The sequence below is a fragment of the Kitasatospora sp. NPDC058046 genome (genome assembly GCF_042885595.1).
Classification (GTDB): Bacteria; Actinomycetota; Actinomycetes; order Streptomycetales; family Streptomycetaceae; genus Kitasatospora.
In genome coordinates this window covers 14,978-29,944 of the sequence record NZ_JBHVRS010000025.1, presented here as the reverse complement: position 1 = coordinate 29,944, position 14,967 = coordinate 14,978, and the positions used below count along the sequence as shown (strand labels likewise).

Sequence of the window (14,967 nt, the reverse complement as noted above, 5' to 3'; positions counted from 1 at the left end):
CGCACACGACCACCCCGGTTCATCCACCACCATCCGAGGAAGCCCCATGTCCCGCTACACCATGACGCTCACCGACACCCTGGACCTGCAGTTCGGCTACGACCGCCCGCTGCGCAACGTCTTCGCCCAGCTGTGGGAGAGCAACGGCCACAGGGAGCCCCTCCAGGTACTGGGCCTGGAGCCATTCATCACCACCGTCAGCGAGCTGATACCCGCCGTCGACTCCATGCTCGCGCCGTACCCCGGCGCGGCCCTGAGCGAAGCGGACCGCAACCACATCCGCCGCCGGCTCATCGCCGACGGCGCCGAACCCGGTGACACCAACGGTGCACCGACCGGCAAGGACACCCGCTTGTGACCGCCGCCGGCCGCCGGCCACCGGCTGCTCCCGTCCCGTGCGCCACGTTGGACTGCGGGCACCGGCCCACCCCCACACGCGGCTGCGGCACCGGATCCGCCACGGACCCCGTCACCGGCACCACCCACTGCTGCCCGTGCTCCGACGACCAGGCGCGGCACACCACGGCCGCCTCCACCCGTTTCGTCGCCCACGTCTCCACCGACGCCACCACCTGGAGCGGCGGCGTCCTCGCCGCCATCGACACCGCCGACCGTCACCAGCGGCCCCGAACCGCCCGCACTCCCACCGGCGGCTCCTGGCAGCGCCACACCCGGCACGCCACCGGCGCCGACGACACCCGCTGGTACGGCGTCAACCCGGGCCCCGGCATGGCCGTGCGCCTGCGCCGCGTGCGCACGCGGACCCCCTGAACCGATCCCCTCCGGCCTGCGGAGCCGCCGTCCGCGACGACGGCTCCGCAGGCTGCCCCACCCACGGGGGCGTTGCGGGCAGGGCGCCGAGCACCGTGCCGGGGCGAGGAGGCTGCCCCACGCACGGGGGCGTTGCCGAGGCCGCCCCCCTTCGCCCGGACCGCTACCGACCCGGACCGCCGCCCCGGCCTGCTCCCGGCTGCCGGGGTCGACCGGCCGCCTCCCATACCTACGGTGTGTCCCGAGTGCCGCGCCCGGCGGCCGTGGCCCCGTTTTGGCCCTGCGGGCTTGCCCGGACCGGGGCGCGGAGCGCCGCCACGCCCCGCACGCCCGTACTCCCCGGCCCCTGGCGGCAGCCGCCCACGGCGCCGCCCGCGCGGCCGTACCCGGCCCGCGGGTCGAGCACACGGCCCCTTCCCGCCCGTGCCGGCCTCGGCCCGTACACCCCCTTTTCAAGGAGCCAGCCCATGACCGGTGTCGATCCCCGCGACCTGGAAGCTGCCGCCGAGTGCCACCTCCCAGAGGTCCATGCCATCGAGGAAGAGGTCAAGTGCCTCGCGTCCGGCCTCGGATTCCGTGCCGACCTGGACCGCCTCATGCTCCTGCCCGGCACCCACAAGACGATCCCGCACACGGCCTCGCTGCGCCGCCTGCTGGCCATCGTCGGTGATCTGCTGGAGCAGACCCGCGCGGCCCTCGACAGGCTTCTCCCGGTCCGGCCGCTGCCGAAGAGCTCCGCCACGATGCTCCTGTCCGCGATCAGCGGCGTCCAGGAGATCGTCCGTGAGGCGCACCGGGCGGTGTGCAGCGGCGTGCGGGGCGAGGCCCTGGACCAGCTCGGCGTGGCAGTGACCACGATGCGTCAGATCACCCGGTCCGCGGCGCCCTCGCCGCTGCCGGCCGAACACCGGCGCGCCGCCGGCGGGACCGTGCGGCCGTGACCGGTGAAGCGCCGCGCTGACGCAAAAGACGAGGGGTCGGGCCCGCGGTCCGGGGCCGGGCGGGTGTCCCGCACGCCGGTCGACAGGGTTGACCGGCCCTCTGCCGCTCCTACGGTGAGTCCTGTTCCCGCCCGGTGGCCGTGAGCTGTTCCCGCCGCGCGGGCTTGCCCGGCACCCTCGTCCCGCTCCGCCCATCGGGCCCCGCCCCGCTGCGCCCCGCCCCGGGCTTTTCGCGCCCTTTCGGAAGGACACCCGCATGGCCGTGCACACCCGCCAGTTCTCGCTTCGGGGCTGGATCCTCGCCCTGACCACCGCCCCCGGCCATCTGAACGCCGCCCTCACCCGCCCCCACCCGCTGGACCCCGACCGGTGGGACGGCCCCCAGCCCGCCCTCGCGCTCACCGTCAGCGCGGCCCTCACCGACACCCACGCCACCGACCCGGCTCCCGAGCGCGGCGCCCTGCGCCACTACCCGCGCCGGGTGTGGCAGCGCTGGGCGCACCGCCACCCCGACGCCGCCTTCCAACCGGCGGGCCCCCTCGCCACCGGGCCCGGTGGCCGCTGCGGCCGCACCCGTACGGTCGGCCCGTGGAGCGTGACCCTCGACCGGTCCGGCGTGCGGGTGCGACGCCTGCCCGAGTTCGACTGCGACTGGCACGCGCCCGTCACCGACGAGGACTGCTTCCCCTGCGGCCGCTACGCCCACGAGCCCGAGGCGGGCTCCCGAGCCGTGTGCACCTGCCCCCGGATCCGGCCCTGGCTGCGCCTGCACCTCACCCGGCCCGAACGCGTCCCCGCACAGGCGCCGTTCTGACCCCCCGCCCCGCCCCCCTGCCCCGGCCCCGCCCCCCCTGCCCCGGCCCCGGCCCCGGCCCCGGCCCCGGGGCCGGGGCGCCCCGCACCTTCCCCGACCGTGCGCGAGCCGTCCCGGCCGGCAACCCCGGCATCACCTGACCCTCCGAGGAGGACCATGTCCCACCGTCCCACCACAGCCTCTGCCGCCTTGTCCTCGGACACCGAGGACACGGAGACGCAGCGTCACTACGAGGTGTCGTGGACCACCGGGGCCATCCACGCACACAGCCCTCTCGACGCCGCCCACGAGGCCGCCGACGTGATGCGCGGGCGAGGCCCTCGCGAGAGCGACGAGTTCGAGGTGTTCGACGTCGACACCCGTGCCGCCTTCGTCGTGGACCTCAGCACCGGAGGCGTCCGCCCCGCCGCCCCTTCTCGCCCCGGCACGCTCCCCGCCTTCGGCCCGCGGGCCCTGGAACTGGTCGTCGCCAACCCCGACCTCAGCACGGGAGCCATCACCGTCCTCTACACCTTCGCCGTCCTGTGGGACAGCACGGGTCTGCCCGTCACCACCGACACCATCGCCCACCACGCCCATCTGCTCCCGCGCACCGCCCACCACCACCTCATCCAGTGGACGGTACTGCGCCGTACCGCCGACGGCTGGATCCCCGCCCCCTGACCCGCCCCGCACCCCGTACCTGCCCCGTCCGGCACCGGACGGGTCAGGTGCGGGGTCCGGTCCCGCCGGCGGCCACCAGCAGCACTCCACGCCCCGTCCCGGCCGGTGCCCGCTGGCCCGTCCCGGCCGGTGCCCGCTGGCCCGGACCGGCCCGGGCAGGGCCCGGCGGTAGAGTGCGCCGGACCCCCTGCCCGCCCGCGACCGTCCCGTACGGAGACACCGACCATGGCAGACACCGCCAAGATCAGTACCGACCAGGCCCGCCGCCTCCTCGCCACGCTCGGCCTGCCCGTCCACCAGCCCGGCACCACCGACGGGTTCCACGCGACCGCCCGCGGCGGCCGTACCGGTATCCAGGAGGTGAAGGCCGCCGTGAGGATCACCCTCCACTACCGCTACGCCGGCGGCGTGCAGCTCACCGGCCGCGACCTCGACGAACACGGCGGTCTGGACGAGATCCGTGAGCAGTACCGGTGGGCCGTCGACCGCGCCCCGCGCCACGGCTACACCATCACCTGGGAGGAACGCACCGCCTACCTGACCCTCACCCGCACCCCGCCCGCCACCGCCCCGCCCGCCCCACCCGTCGCCGCGAGCCGGCCGGACGACCGCCCCGTTCCCGGCAGCGTGCCCGCCCGCGCCGGGCAACGCCCGCGCGCCCCGCAGCACACCGCCGGCCTCCTTCCCGCCGTCGACGAGGACGAGCGCCGGTACTTCCTCGACACGATCGCGCTGGCCGCCCTCACCGTTCCCCTCCGTCTTGCCCCCGCCGCCGTGGCCGCCGCCGGCCGGGGCGAACCCGTCACCCTGCCACGCGCGGCCGCCGACGAGTTGGCCCGGGTCGTCCTCGCCTCCCTCATCGCCTCGGACCCCGGCCCCCTCGCGGCGGACGACGACCGTACCTGAGGGGCACAGTGCCCCCGGTCGGCCCGGGCGGGGAACCGCCGCGGTCCGGGGCCCGGGCGGCGACCAGGAAGGATCCTGGCCCCACATGGACGCCCGCCGCGCACCGCCACCCGTCCGTTCCGGCCCGGCACGGCACGGGGATACCCTCCCCGGGGCCGGGGTGTAGCGGGCGTCGTCGGGGTCGATGTGCCCGGCCTTGACGAGTTGTTCGTGGAGCCGGCCGGGGGCGCAGCGGTACATGACGGCCAGGTGCCGACGTCGCCGCGGGTGCGGTGGTGTTGGGCGATGGCGGGCAGGGCGGCGGTGACCAGGTGTCTGATCATGGTCTGGTGTTCGGTCTCGGTGGCGGCCCGCTTGGCGGTCCTCAGGGGTGGGCGGAGGGCCTGCGGGCGGTGCGACCGACGTTCCTGCGTACTGGCGTGGTGGGGTCCTGTTACGGGTGGGGGTCCACAGCTTCTCGTCCTGGTGGTCGGTGTCGGCGTCGGGTGGTCGGTCTGGGTGTCCGGTGGCGGTGGAGGGTCGTTGCGTGGCTGTCGTCCCGGGGGCTGTGGGTCGTCGGCGTGCCACTGTGCGCGGGCCGTGGTCGGTCGCCCCGGGCGTCGGAGTGGGCGGTGTAGCCGGGGGTGCGGGTGCGGGTGCGGGTGCGGGTGCGGGTCGCGGGGGTCTCGTGGCGGCGGTGTTCGGCGGGGGGTCCGTCGCGCGGCGCGTGCGTGCGGGAGGCGTGGGTACGGGGTGGGGAGGGGTGGGTGGTGGTGGCCTCTTTCGTGTCGGTGGTGATTCGGTAGGGCTCGGGGGAGCCCGGTGGGGGCGGGGTGGCGGTGTTCGCCCGCTTGTGGGCCGGCGGGTGGTTGTGTGTCCGGGAGGGTCCGGGTTCGCCTCGGTGGCCTGTTGCACGGTGTGTTCGGTGTGGGCGGGGACTGCCCGGTCGGTGGCGTCGTGCGGGGAGGTGAGGGGGCGGTCATCGGGTCCGGCGCCTGTACTCCCGGCTCGCCTTGCGTGCTTCGGCGTAGCCGCGCAGGGTCACGCCCCAGTCGCCGAGGCGGGTGCGCAGCCAGGTCTCCGGGACGCCGAGTTCGCGGCGGAGTTTGTAGACGGATTCGCCGGCCTGGTAGCGGCGGACGATCTCCGCCCGCTGCTCGGGGGTGGGTTCGGGGGTGTCGGTGTTCCGGCGGGGTGCGGGCGGGGTCTTCATCGGTGTCGGAGGGTCCTCGTCGGTGTCGGGTGGGCGGGTGGGGTGGGGGTCGTCATCCTTGTGGGGGATGGCGGCGGGTGCGGTGGCGGGCCACCATCGGGATCCGGGTCTCCTTCCGCGCAGGGGAGGGGAGTCGAGGGGGCGGGTGCCCGCGGCTGGGCTGGCCGCGGGCATCCGCTTCGGTGTGTGCGTGCCGGTGTTCAGTCGTCGGTGGTGGTGTGCGGGGCGCGCGGCGGGATGCCGAGAGCGGCGCGGGCGGTGTCCTCGATGTTCGTGTTCGGGGTGTCGTGCCTGTTGGCGGGTGCGTCGTCGTGGCCGTCGGCGGCCGCGGTCGGGTACCGGGTCTGGTGCGGGCTCACGGTGACGGCGGGTCGGCGCGGGTGGTGGGTGATGGTGACAGTGGCCCATCCCGGGTCCGGGTCGGTGCCGGGGTCGGGTTCGTAGTGCCAGTGGCCGATGTCGTGGGCGACGCGGCGGGCGTGGGTCAGCAGCACCTGGCCGAGGTCGGAGGGGGCGGGGTCGCCGGGGTGGCGGTGGCGGGCGGCGGTGGCGATCACGTGGGCGGCCACGCGCTCGAAGGTGTCGTGGGCGGCGTAGCCGTTGACGCCGCCGAGGCCGGGCAGGCGGCCCAGTGGGCCCTGGCCCCGGAACTCGTACTCGACGCGCCACCGTTTGTCGCGGGGCTGGTAGCTGTCGGGGCCGGAAGTGTCGCTCATGGTGTCCTCGATGGGTGGTGGGTTGTCGGCGGGCGGCTCGGGTGGCACGCTGCGCGGTGGTGCGGGAGCATGGAGTGAGGGAGTCTGGGATGTCCCGCCCGGTGAGCGTGCGTGCCGCTGCCGCCCGGTCGGGGCTCGGGCGCCCGGGCCCCATGTCCTCCTCTCCACGGCCCGGCGTCCAACGGAAGGGGTGCCTCCCGGCGGTGTGCCGACGACAGGCCGGGAGGCACGGGGGGCGGTACGGGTGGGTCTGAGCCCCGGGTGTCGGCTGTCCAGGACGCCGCCGGGGCGGGGGTGTTCGGGGCCCCGGTCCGGACACCCGCCAGTGTCCGGGCCGGGGTGCTCTGGGGGTGGGCACACGGCTCCCGTGCGCGTGTCCCTCCTTCGCTCCCGCCGGCGTGGGACGCCGGCGGGGACAGCCGGGCGTGACGCGGTGGCGGCGGCACCCGGGGCGCTCTGGGCGGGGGCTGCCCGGTGCGGCGCGGCAGCCCGTCGGGGTCGGCGGCCAGCAGGGCGACCGGGGTCCCGTCGGGTGCGAGGCGGGCGGCGCGCACGGAGTCGGTGACGACCGCGGGGAAGTGCTCGTCCGGCTCGTCGCGGGCGGTGCACGGGCTGTGGCGGGTGCCGGCGGTCCCCGGCTCGTAGCCGGCGGCGGGCACGGTCCTCACACGCACTTCCACGGGTGCGGGTTCCGTCTTCACGGGTGCTCCAGGGGTTGGGGTCCCGGCCGTCCCGGTAGGAGGGGCCGGTGGGTCGGGGCCGTGTCCCCGCCGCGGGGTGTGGCGGGAGTCGGGCCCGCCGCCGGGGGTGGACACGTGGTGGTGGGCCCCGGCGGCGGGTGTTCAGGGGGTGGGTGTCTGGGGTGGTCGTGGATCTCGGTGGGGATGCCGTGGCGTCCGCGTCGCGACACGTCGGTCGTGCGGTGGGGCGGGATCCGTACCCACCGCGGGCGGCCGGCTGCGTGTTCGTCGCCGTCGGAGTCCAGGCCGCCGAGGAGCAGCGCGAGCGCGGCGGTGGGGAGGGGCGGGTGTCCGGTCACGGGGGCACCGTCCCGGGTTCCGCTCGGGGCGACGGCGTGCGCGGTACCGTCGCCGGGTGTTCGGAGGAGTGGTGGTCGGGGGTGTGTCCCTGGTGTGGGGGAACGGCCGGGCCCGTGCCGGTGCGAAGGCCTCCGGCACCGGAGCGGCGGCCGCGGCGCGCTGTGCGGTCCTCCTCCTTCGACGGGTACCGGCTTGTGGTGTGTCACCGGTGGGGTGTCGGGCTCGTCGGCGGTGCGGCGCGGCGTCCGGTCCGTGAGCGGCCGTGTCCGGGGCAGACGCACGCGCGCGCCGGGCGTGTCCGCGCGCGGGGCTGGGAGGCCGTCCGCGCCCCGCTGCCGGCGGTCCCGGAAGGCCGGGCCCGTCAGGGCGTCGCGCATCGCGTCGTGTGCCTGTCCCATGCGGAGGTCCACCGCCAGTCGGTGGCCCTGCCGCGCCGCGGCTCGGCGGTGCGCTCCCGCGGCGGCCGCGTCGACGCCGGCTCGGCCGGCTCCGGTGAGGGCCCGCGCCCGGCGGGCCCGGCCCCGGACGACGGCCCGTCGCCGTCGCTCATGCCGTGCTCCGTGCTCCGCGCGGCCGCGCGGCCCCGGCAGGCGCACGTGGAGCGGATGGCGGCGTCCTGGAGCCGGGTCCACTCCGGGTCCCGGCCCCCGGTGGTGTCCTGGGCCGCCCGGTAGTCCTCCAGCGGCGACCGGTCCGCCCGGGGCCGCCAGCGCTGGAACGTCGGGGCCCCGGGCGCGGCATCGCGGTACCCGCGCAGGGGAGTGCGTCTGGCCATCGGTGCGCCTTCCTGGTCCTGGGGGAGTTGAGGGGCTCGGCGCCGTGTTCGTGTCCGCCGGGCCGTTCGTCAACGGCGCCGGCGATCACGACGCGTGCTGGACGCGTCCGGGTCCGCGGCTCCCGCCGGGGCGTTCGAGGTGCTGGAACGCCCCGGCGGGGGCTGCCCGTTCAACCCGGGCGACGGCTTGCGCGGCAATCGGGAGGGTGTCCCGGCCTGTGCGCGGAGACCGCGTCGGCTGCCTCCCGGCCGGTACGCGGGTGCCGGCGAGGCGGTGGCCCGGGGGGCTGGAAGGTGGTGGCGTGCTCGCGCCGGCCGTGGCCGAAGCCGATGGAGCCGTACTCCCCGGCGAGGATGTCCGGGCGGCGGTCGGCCTCGGCCTTGGCCAGTGCCGGGCGGGCGGCTCGGTGCCCCACCCGGCCACGTACGCGGCGTGGGTGTACCCACCGCCGGTGTCGTCGTGTGCTCCCGGTCGCTCTGGTGGACCAGTGTGAAGCCGGTCCGCCCGGCGGTGCGGGCGGGGCGGCTGCGGCTGCGTGGTCATCGCGTGCGTCATCTCGTCCACGGGGCCGGGCGGGGCAGGCCCGGTGTGGGTCTCGCTGCCGCTCGTCTCAAAGGCCGCCGCCTTGGGAGCGACGGCGCGCAGCGCCTCGGCGAACAGCGGGGCCTTGTCCGTGTCGAGGTTCCGCTCGCTGATCGTCGGGGGCCCGGTGAAGCACCGCCAGTCGCGGCTGTACTCCGGCGTCGCGGGCGCGGACGCCGGGAACCGCGGGTCCGCGGTGATCGCCGTCAGGATCCCGCGGGCGCGCCCACCGAGTCTCTCGGCGGCGGGCATGGTGCTGGTGGACATGCTGGTTCTCCTGTTGTGGTTGAGGTTGTTGTGCGGGGTCGCTGCGGTGTGGATTCGTGCGGGCAACGGTCGCGAGCCGTCGGAACGCGCCCTCCTTCTTCTCTTTGGTCTGTCGGGGGTTCGGTCCCGGGTGACTGGCAACCATTCAACGGGGGCGGGGTTTGCCAGGGGAACGTTTCGGGGGTGTTTCTGTATGCGGGAGGTGACGCACTGTCAGCATGGGTAGGCTCCCGTGCGCCGGAGCCTGGGATCGGGGACAGTCATGATCGAGCCATCCGCACACCCTCTTGTCCACATCCGCCGCCAACGTGATTGGGGGCAAAGCAAGTTGGCGGTCCTGTTGAGGGAGCGCGGCAGGAAGCTGGGGAAGAACCTGGGCACGAATCGCACTACCATTTGGAAGTGGGAGACCTGGAAGCAGGCGCCCGACGACGTGGCGCAGGAGGTACTTGCGGACCTCTTGGGGGTGCCACAGGAGCACGTGAAGGCTGGCGGGTGGCCGGACTGGCTTCCCGTCTGGGAGGTCTCAGTGCTCGCCGCCCCCTGGAGCGAGGCGGGTGCCGTGCGCGCATTGACGGATCTGCTCAGGAGTGGGCACATGGACCGACGAGGGTTTCTCACCATCACCGGAGCCACCTTGGCGGGGCTCGCATCGAACTGGGCCGCCGCCCCTGGAGCGGCGGCGGCCGCACTCGGCGGCGACCGGGTCACCGAGCAGTTGGTGGAGTCTGTCGAGCAGCGTGTCACGGCGCTTCGCAGCCTGGACGAGCAGATGGGTGGTGCCCGCCTCCTGGAGCACGCTCGGGGTGACTTCGCCTTGATCACCGGCCTGCTCGACAACGGCACGTACACGGGCGAGGTCGGCCGGCGGCTCTACGGATTGGCGTCCAGAGTCTCGTACCTCACCGGCTGGATGGCCTACGACGCCGGCCTTCGCTCCGCGGGGCAGCAGTACTACGTGGGCGCGCTTCGGTCCTCGGACCAGGCCGGCGATCGAGCGTTCGGTGCTTTCATCCTGGCCGAGATGGGAGTGCATGTCGGAGACGCGGGCGATACGAAGGCGCGGGTCGATCTGATCGAGACCGCCGCCGACGGGGCTCCGTCGGGCCTGGCTCCGATCACGCAGAGCTTCCTGCAGCTCCACCGCGCCGAGGCCCTTTCGCGACATGGCCGGCACCGTGCCGCTGCCGCTGCGCTGAAGTCCTCGGTCACGCTGTGGGACCGCGCTGATAGAGCCGACCGCCCCGACTGGCTCCACTGGTACGGCGAGTCTCAGATCAGTTCGACCGAGGGCAAGGTGCTTCTTCGAGGCGGGCAGCCGGGGAACGCGACACGGTCGTTGGAGGCGTCCATCGCTGCGGCCGTTCCACGCGACCGGGCGGTCCGGGCGCCCAGGCTCGCGCAGGCCAGGCTTGCCGGGGGCAACCTGGACGGGGCGCTGGACGCGGCCCTTCAGAGCGTCGCCCTGCTCGAAGGCCCGGTGACCTCCGACCGGGCGGTGACTCGGGTGACCGAGTTCTCGAAGTCCTTGGAAAAGTACGCCGCCGTGCCCGCCGTACGGGATTTTCGCGAGAGGGTCCGGGCACTGGACAAAGCCGCGTAGCGTCAGGAGCTCCCGCCCAAGCCGGGGTTGCCAGGGAGGAGGGCCTGGCCCGCCCGGTACTTCTCCTCTTTCCTCCGATGGGGGCAGCGGGAGGGCCGTGGACCGTTCGTGCCGGCGCCGGCGCCGGCTCGGAGCCGGTAGCCGCAGCCGGGCGGGAGGGCGCCCGGCGAGGCGCCCTCGGCGGTCTTCGGTACCCACACGCGTCCACGGAGTTCGACGGCGCCGATCCGTTCGCCCAGGCCCCGGACGACTTCAGTTCGAGAGGTCGTTGCGACACCCCGATGCAAGGGGGACGCGACGGACTTCGAGATCCGGGGGAACCGCGGGCCGCAAGGCCCCAGGAAGCTCCTGGAGGAGCGTGAGCTCTACCCAGGGGCACGCCCCGGTCGTTGAGGCGGGTGCGCGGCCGGCTCTCCGGGACGTCGAGCTCACGGCGGGGGATCGGCCGGCCTGGTAGCGGCGGACGCTCTCCGCCCGCTGCTCGGGGGCGGGATCGGGGATGCCGGAGCCGGGGCGGTGTGCGGGCGGGGTCTTCATCGGCATCGGAGGGTCCTCGTCGGTGGTGGCGGGTTGCGGGGTGCGTGGGGGTGTCATCCCTGCGGGGGATGACGGGGGAGAGGGGTGCTGCGGGATTATCGGGGACGTGGTCCCCCTTGCCCTGTGGGGAAGGGGAGTTGAGAGGGGCGGGTGCCCGGCATGTCGGCGTGCCGGGTACCCGCTCCGTTCTGCGGGCTCGGTCGCCGGCGGTTCGCGGGGCGTCCCGGGGGACGCGCGGGACGGTGCGGACGGCATTGTCCGCATCCGCCGCCAGGGGCCGCCGTGCCTGCGGGCGGGGGAGGTGCACGGCGTGGCCGTCGGCGGCCACGAGCCGGCCCTTCGCGCAGGGGGTCCGCGGTGACGGCCCGCGGCTCGTGCGGCCGGCCGGCGTGCGGGCGGTGGGTGAGGGCGACGGTGGCCCATCCCGGGTCCGGGCCGGTGCCGGGACCGGGTTCGTCGTCCCGGTGGCCGGTGCCCCGGGCGACGCGGCCGGCGTGGGGCAGCAGTACCCGGCCGAAGTCCGCGGCCACCTGGTCGCCGGGGGGCGGGGGCGGGGGCGGGGGCGGGGGCGGGGCGGAGGCGATCAGGTGGGCGGCCACGCGTCCGAAGGAGCCGTGCGCGGTGTAGCCGCCGACGTCGCCGAGGCCGGGCGGGGGCCCAGCCGGCCCTGGTCCCGGAACCCGTACTCGGCGTACCACTGCTTGCCGTGGGGCTGGAAACTGTCCAGGGCCGGATCTGTCACCCACGGTCGGTGTACTCGTCACTGGATGGAAGGGATGGGGGGAACGGGGCCCGCCCGGGCCGGCGCCCGGGCGGGAGTCTCGGGAAGTGGCACGCTGCGCAGTCGTGCGGGAGCATGGAGTCAAGGGGTTGTGGGTGCCCCTTGACCCGGCGGGCGTGCGCTGGCGCCGGGGCGGGCGCAGAGGCCGGCTTCCTTCCCACCTCTCTCGAACCGGCACTGCGTCCGGGGTGTGCTTCCCGGCGATGTACCGGCTGACGGCCGGGGGCACAGGGGCGGGTGCGGGGGAGTCTGGGTCGCCCCGGCCCGTGAACGGCGAACCGGGGCGACCGGCGCGCACGGCCCTGCGAGCACACTGTCCCGCCGGTGCGGGCGGCCGGAGGGGCGGCACCCGCGGTGCCACACGGTGCCGGCGGCACCCGGGCGGGGCCTGGCGTCCGGGCCGGGGGGCTGCCCGAACAGGTGCAGGAGCCCTGTCGGGGCCGGTGGCCGGCAGGGCGATCAGGGTTGCGTCGGGCACGATCCTCATACGTGCTCCCACGGGCGCCGGCTTCGTCCGGGCGGTGGTCTCCACGGTGGCCGGAGGACGGGCCCCGCCCGCCCCGGAAGGAAGGGGCGGGGCCGCCTTCCCGTCACAGGCCAGGAGAGCTGTTTCCGTTGCCTGTGACGGGAGTTCAGGGGGCGGGGGGGCAGGGGCGGTCGTGGATCTCCACACGGATGCCGAAGCGTCCGCGCCGCCACACCTCGATCGTGCGGTGGGGCAGGACGCGCACCCACCACAGGCGGCCGACCTCGCGTTCGCCCCCGTCGAGGTCCAGGCCCCCGACGAGCAGCAGGAGCGCGGCGGCGGCGAACAGCAGGTGCCCGGTCACGGGAGCGCCCGCCCGGCCGGGGGCCTGACCGACAGCGCCCACGGCACCCTCGCCACGTGCTCGAACGAGCGGTGCTCCGGGGACTGCCTGGCATGGAGGAACGGCCAGGCCTGCGCCAGCGTGAAGTCCTCCGCCTCCGGACCGGCCGCCCCGCACACCGTGCCGTCCTCCTCCTCCGAGACGCACCGGTAGCGGTGCATCACCGGGGGCGTGTCGGGCTCGTCGGCGGTGTGGCTCAGCGTCCAGTCCATGAACCGCCACGCCCGGCGCAGACGCGTACCGGGCACCTCCGCGCACGGAACGGGCAGCGGGCCGTCCACGGCCTGGAAGACCGGCCCCACGGGGGTGTCGCCCATCATTTCCTCCGTCTCTCTCACTCGAAGATCCACCGCCAGCCGGCGGCCCCGCCCCGTTCCAGTTCGGCGGTGCGCTCCCGCAGCCGCCGCATCGACTCCGACTCGGCCGGCTCCAGCACCGGCCCGCGCCCGGCGGGCTCCGGCACGGCCCCGTGCCCGGCGGGGCCTGCTCCGGACGACGGGCCGTCGTCGGTGGTGCTCACACCGGCCGCCGCTTGGCGGTGCAGTCCCGGCAGGTACAGGTGGAGCGGATGGCCGAGGCCTGGAGCCGGGCCCACTTCGAGTCCCGGCCCCCATCGGCGGCCTGGGCCTCCCGGTAGTCCTCCAGGGGTGACCGGCCCGGCCGGGGCCGGCGCCGCTGGAACTTCGGGGCTGCGGGCACGACATCGCGGTACTCGCGCCTGGGGGTGCCTCTCGTCATGGGTGCGCCTTCCTGGTCGTTGCTCTGCAGAGCGCCCACTACCCCGCGTGCATGCCTGACAAGCCGTTCTTCAGGGGTGCCGACGATCACGACGCGTTCTGAACGAAGGATGTCCGGCAGTGATGGAGTACTTACGGAATGCGACCGGTCGACGCCTGGCAGGCGCACTGCCCGGGAGTCCCGCTTGGAGCGGTGTGCCGACGGTCCTGTCGGGGCCACGTCCGTTCCGGCCGGCGCCCCGCCGACCCGGGCCCCACACGGCCGCTCGCCGCGCCCCGCCACCCGCCCCGCCCGCCCTGTCCCTGTCACCGGCGGGTGCCGGGCCCGGGCGGCGGCGAGCCCGCACGGGTTGACCGGCCCCCTCGCGTCCCTACCGTGCCTCCCGATCCCACCACTCCAGGAGGTACCGATGCCACAAGCGCGGCACGCCCACATCCCGGCCGAAGCCTGCTGCCTCGCCTACCAGTTGATCACCGGCAACGCCAGGGCCAGCATCACCGTCGTTGCCCTGGTCCACCCCGCCCAGCCGGACGGCCCCTGGGCGATCACCCTCACCACCGCCGACAACACCCGCTACCGCCTCACCGTCATCGAAGACGAGCAGCCGACCGCCGTAGGCGGGGAGCCGGCCCAACCGGTGGTCTACCGGGTGGGAACCCCCGCCGTGCCGCTCGGCACCTACAGCACCCGGGCCGCCGCCCGGCAGCACGCCGAAGACCACGTCCAGGCCCAGTTCAGAACCCCGCCCACCCGCTGGGAACCGGAAGACCCCGAGCCGGACCAGGGACAGACCCTGTACGTCCTCGACGCCAGCAGCGAGATCGCCACCGCCTTCACCGTCACCCCCGTCACGGTCCAGAACGCCTACGACCCCGAGGCCGACGGGTGAGCGTCGACTGCACCGCCCTGCCGCCCGGCACCCGGCCCGCCGACGACCAGCCGACGACCCACCTGGCCGGGCAGGTGGGCATCCTGGAACAGCTCCAGGACGCGACTGACGGCCAACAGCCTCGCCCGCCGACCCGGCGAGTACCCGGGATTCGACCGGCCGAGCGCGGCCGCCGTCCTGGAGACCACCGCCGTCCCGGCAGCGACCGAAGCGACCGAAGCGACCGACATCCCCGACGACCAGGCCGCCGCCGTCCCGGCACCCGAGCCCGGGAACCGGGCCGCCGTGCCCGGCCCGCGCCCCACCCGATGCCCCAACAGCCGGCTGCGCCCCACCGGTCGCCGCTGGTCGGCGGTGCGCGGCGGCAGACGACCGTCGGCGAGGCAGCCGAGTGCCTCCGGGTGTACACGCAACCGGGGGACGGCAGCATAGGCGCGCTCCCCGGAGCGGGCGACGCGGCTGGGCGCCGGCCACAACCGCAGGACGGTGTGGTTGAAGAGGTCGGGCAGTGTGTCGTCGTCCGGGTAGGTCTCGGCAAGGCGGGCGGCGAGGTCACGGGCCGTGATGTGGGTGGCCAGGTATGCGAGCCCGATGACTGCGGCTTCCTCGGCCGTGGGGGCGCCCAGGCGCCCACCCGGGGCGCGGCGGGGACGGCGTGGTCGGCGAAGTGCGGGCGGTAAGCGGCGAACAGGTGTGCCGGGCGGTTCGGTCCGAGGGCTGGGTGGAGGGGCGGACCCAGGTGGAGGGCGGCGTCCACCCGCTGCCTCGGCCGGCTGGTACGCGGCGGACTCCCGGCAGAGCGCTCCGGCGCCGACCTACATCACGGTCACACCGGAGCCGGCCGCCACCGGATCGGTGCCGCCCCCCGCGACCGGACACCGG

General features: G+C 75.4%; 15 protein-coding genes. 9 read left to right on the top strand and 6 right to left on the bottom strand.

The annotated features are described in order from the left end of the window. The first annotated feature begins 46 nt into the window (after positions 1-46). The 6 genes from ACFVU7_RS36595 to ACFVU7_RS36570 all read left to right on the top strand — a co-directional run bounded on the left by ACFVU7_RS36595 (position 47) and on the right by ACFVU7_RS36570 (position 4,095). Entirely contained in the window at positions 47-358 is a 312-nt protein-coding gene (locus tag ACFVU7_RS36595; protein ID WP_388049842.1) for a hypothetical protein, read from the top strand. Next, positions 355-771: a hypothetical protein gene (locus ACFVU7_RS36590; RefSeq protein ID WP_388049840.1), complete on the top strand. Its 417-nt coding sequence runs from the start codon at positions 355-357 to the stop codon at positions 769-771. Before ACFVU7_RS36595 ends, ACFVU7_RS36590 begins: the two co-directional genes overlap by 4 nt. Positions 772-1,238: 467 nt before the next feature. After that, the gene (locus ACFVU7_RS36585) at positions 1,239-1,712 is read left to right on the top strand and encodes a hypothetical protein (RefSeq protein WP_388049837.1); all 474 of its coding nucleotides are present in this window, start codon (positions 1,239-1,241) and stop codon (positions 1,710-1,712) included. 256 nt (positions 1,713-1,968) lie between these two features. Next, positions 1,969-2,526: a hypothetical protein gene (locus tag ACFVU7_RS36580; protein WP_388049834.1), complete on the top strand. Its 558-nt coding sequence runs from the start codon at positions 1,969-1,971 to the stop codon at positions 2,524-2,526. A gap of 189 nt (positions 2,527-2,715) precedes the next feature. After that, positions 2,716-3,189, top strand: a complete 474-nt coding sequence (locus tag ACFVU7_RS36575) for a hypothetical protein (protein WP_388049831.1) — start codon at positions 2,716-2,718, stop codon at positions 3,187-3,189. A gap of 225 nt (positions 3,190-3,414) precedes the next feature. Further along, complete coding sequence (locus ACFVU7_RS36570) at positions 3,415-4,095, top strand: hypothetical protein (protein ID WP_388049828.1); 681 nt, start codon at positions 3,415-3,417, stop codon at positions 4,093-4,095. Between the two features lie 958 nt (positions 4,096-5,053). On the opposite strand, the gene ACFVU7_RS36565 is transcribed toward ACFVU7_RS36570, so the two are convergent. Together ACFVU7_RS36565 and ACFVU7_RS36560 are read right to left on the bottom strand one after the other, a co-directional pair. Beyond that, the gene (locus ACFVU7_RS36565; RefSeq protein ID WP_388049825.1) at positions 5,054-5,287 is read right to left on the bottom strand and encodes a hypothetical protein; all 234 of its coding nucleotides are present in this window, start codon (positions 5,285-5,287) and stop codon (positions 5,054-5,056) included. A gap of 200 nt (positions 5,288-5,487) precedes the next feature. Continuing rightward, positions 5,488-6,003 (bottom strand): hypothetical protein, encoded by a 516-nt coding sequence (locus ACFVU7_RS36560; RefSeq protein ID WP_388049822.1) that lies wholly within the window; start codon positions 6,001-6,003, stop codon positions 5,488-5,490. Positions 6,004-7,426: 1,423 nt separating this feature from the next. Here ACFVU7_RS36560 and ACFVU7_RS36555 point away from each other — a divergent pair. Continuing rightward, positions 7,427-7,717: a hypothetical protein gene (locus ACFVU7_RS36555; protein ID WP_388049820.1), complete on the top strand. Its 291-nt coding sequence runs from the start codon at positions 7,427-7,429 to the stop codon at positions 7,715-7,717. 1,213 nt (positions 7,718-8,930) lie between these two features. After that, positions 8,931-10,271 carry a transcriptional regulator gene (locus tag ACFVU7_RS36550; protein WP_388049817.1) on the top strand — a complete coding sequence of 447 codons (1,341 nt, stop codon included), beginning with the start codon at positions 8,931-8,933 and terminating at the stop codon, positions 10,269-10,271. Between the two features lie 1,950 nt (positions 10,272-12,221). On the opposite strand, the gene ACFVU7_RS36545 is transcribed toward ACFVU7_RS36550, so the two are convergent. From ACFVU7_RS36545 to ACFVU7_RS36530, 4 genes are read right to left on the bottom strand one after another with little or no spacing between them, the layout of a single operon-like run. Next, positions 12,222-12,419, bottom strand: coding sequence for a hypothetical protein (locus tag ACFVU7_RS36545; protein WP_388049815.1), 198 nt, complete (start codon positions 12,417-12,419; stop codon positions 12,222-12,224). After that, positions 12,416-12,775 carry a hypothetical protein gene (locus ACFVU7_RS36540; RefSeq protein WP_388049812.1) on the bottom strand — a complete coding sequence of 120 codons (360 nt, stop codon included), beginning with the start codon at positions 12,773-12,775 and terminating at the stop codon, positions 12,416-12,418. Before ACFVU7_RS36540 ends, ACFVU7_RS36545 begins: the two co-directional genes overlap by 4 nt. Positions 12,776-12,792: 17 nt before the next feature. Beyond that, complete coding sequence (locus tag ACFVU7_RS36535) at positions 12,793-12,978, bottom strand: hypothetical protein (RefSeq protein ID WP_388049809.1); 186 nt, start codon at positions 12,976-12,978, stop codon at positions 12,793-12,795. Then, positions 12,975-13,196 carry a hypothetical protein gene (locus ACFVU7_RS36530; RefSeq protein WP_388049806.1) on the bottom strand — a complete coding sequence of 74 codons (222 nt, stop codon included), beginning with the start codon at positions 13,194-13,196 and terminating at the stop codon, positions 12,975-12,977. Before ACFVU7_RS36530 ends, ACFVU7_RS36535 begins: the two co-directional genes overlap by 4 nt. A 409-nt stretch (positions 13,197-13,605) precedes the next feature. Here ACFVU7_RS36530 and ACFVU7_RS36525 point away from each other — a divergent pair, with 409 nt between their 5' ends. Beyond that, positions 13,606-14,085 (top strand): hypothetical protein, encoded by a 480-nt coding sequence (locus tag ACFVU7_RS36525; protein WP_388049804.1) that lies wholly within the window; start codon positions 13,606-13,608, stop codon positions 14,083-14,085. Positions 14,086-14,967 lie beyond the last annotated feature (882 nt).